At 43.8% G+C, this 2,032-nt stretch carries 3 protein-coding genes; 2 read left to right on the forward strand and 1 reads right to left on the reverse strand.

Annotation, left to right across the window (positions count from 1 at the left end; all coding sequences use genetic code 11):
• Positions 1–423 (reverse strand): helix-turn-helix domain-containing protein (locus tag CLV98_RS23125; RefSeq protein WP_146202357.1); only part of this gene is annotated, 423 nt, incomplete at its 3' end.
• Between the two features lie 59 nt (positions 424–482).
• On the opposite strand from CLV98_RS23125, the gene CLV98_RS23130 reads away from it, so the two are divergent.
• Together CLV98_RS23130 and CLV98_RS23135 are read left to right on the forward strand one after the other, a co-directional pair.
• Positions 483–1,793: an ISL3 family transposase gene (locus tag CLV98_RS23130; RefSeq protein ID WP_109678500.1), complete on the forward strand. Its 1,311-nt coding sequence runs from the start codon at positions 483–485 to the stop codon at positions 1,791–1,793.
• 3 nt (positions 1,794–1,796) lie between these two features.
• Positions 1,797–2,032, forward strand: a 236-nt coding sequence (locus tag CLV98_RS23135) for a hypothetical protein (RefSeq protein WP_374755208.1), incomplete at its 3' end; no start/stop codon positions are given.

The raw sequence follows: 2,032 nt of genomic DNA on the forward strand, positions 1-2,032 counted from the left end.
CATTCTGTCAATTAATTTATAGGACTGACTGGGTTTATAATCCACCCCAAACTGTTCTTTTATTACCTTAAGAATACCAGGGCCTGACCACCTTTTGGCATTAATCCCGAAATCTCCCGGTGAGTTATCCAAGACTATTCTTCTGACTTTATCCATCTGCTCATCTGTAAGGTAGGACTTCCTTCCTCTGCCTGAACGGCTTTCTAGTCCTTCTACCCCGTTTTGCTCGAAACGGTGGACCCAGTTAATCACCTGCTTGAAACTGACTCCGTACCACGAGGCAACCTCCCTGCTTGAACGGCCTTTTGATACATGGTAGACCATATTCAGTCTGGTTGCCAGTAGAAAATCAGCGTTGTTTTTCAGGATTTCGGTTATCTCTTCCGGAGTCTTTCTGCTTATTTTTAATACTGGCTTGCCCATAATACTTGGTTTTATCGATATGAATATATAATTTATATGTGTATTTAATAAACATATTAATGTTCATTCCTTCCTTTATTTTCCCTTCGGGCCTCAAGCTTTCAAAGGTAGTTCTTATTAAACTAGACCCTGGTATGCTGATTGCAGCAGTTTCTACCCAAAAATGCTCTGCGTGCCCGTGCTGTGGAAAACGCAGTAAATCTGTTCATGGGTTTTACGACAGATCACTCGCTGATCTGCCAGTTTCGGGTAGGGAGGTCAAAGTTATCCTGCGTGTCCGAAAATTCTTCTGTAAGAACAGGAATTGTTTGCGGAAAGTCTTTACAGAACGGTTTATTGATCAGATAAAGCCCTATGGAAGGTGCTTTTCCAGATCGGCTGACATGGTCAGATCAGTGGGTCTAAAGCTTGGAGGGAATAAAGGTGCCGATCTCTGTAAGGTAATCGGATACCCCATCAGTTCATCTACGGTTTTGAGGACTCTCGCAGGAATTAGGGTTTCTCCCACAACATTGACTTCTGGCACCATTGGTGTAGACGACTGGGCCTATAAAAAAGGGCGGAATTATGGAACGATCATTGTGGACCTAATCAAAAAAGAAGTCATTGACCTGCTTCCAGACCGGGAAGCTGACACGCTTGCAGATTGGCTAAAAGCCCATCCTGAAGTCCACACCGTATCTAGGGACAGGGCAAGTGCCTATGCGCAGGGTATCAGAAACGGGGCCTGTGATGCCATTCAGGTAGCAGACAGGTTTCATCTTCTGGTCAATCTTAAGGATGCCTTTCAGAGATCCCTGCGCAGTCATAGTTCGGTGATCAAAAAGTGCTTCGAAGAGATAGGAACCAGACAAGCTGGCTTGCCGAAAACCGAAGAAATGAAACCTGAGTCCGGGGAAATCTCGACATTACCTTCCCCTACCGAAGAGGAAGCACGGACGGTGGGGAATGTAGGTCCAGATAGACAATTTAAATTCAAAAAAGCTAAGGAACTTCACCAAAAAGGCTATAGCATCAAAGCTATCGCCAAACAACTCGGAGCAGGCAGGAAAACAATTAGAAAATATATTGCCTCTGAATGCTTGGTCTCAAGAGAAGTAATTAGGAGCAGGACCCTAACCAACTTCTGTGATTTTGAATCTGAATTGATAAGTCTTAGCCAGAGCCAAACCACCTATTTAAACCTATTCAACCACATATCAGAAAATGGCTTTGATGGGAAGTATAGCCAGTTCTGTATCCGGATGAATAAACTGATAGATGATGGGAAAAGCGCAAAGGCCAGATCGAATAAGGTACGTCCGCTGCTCAAACCGATTAGGACCTGGTCCCTGTCAAAACTGGCGCACATTGCCTTGGCAAAGACCTAAACATTGAAAAAAGAAGATCAGAAATACCTAGACCTATTGCTACAAAAATTACCTGTACTCAAAGACAGCATTAATATAGCCCGTTCTTTCCGCCAACTTTTTGTGGACAAAGAAGAGGGCAGCCTAGCCAAGTGGATAAAAATTGCAAGCGCGGAAGCTTCAGCACTCAAAGGATTTGCAAAAGGCATAAACCAGGATTATCAGGCAGTAAACCAAGCTGTCATTTCCACAATAAGCAA

Source organism: Dyadobacter jejuensis (assembly GCF_003149085.1).
Taxonomy (GTDB): Bacteria; Bacteroidota; Bacteroidia; order Cytophagales; family Spirosomataceae; genus Dyadobacter; species Dyadobacter jejuensis.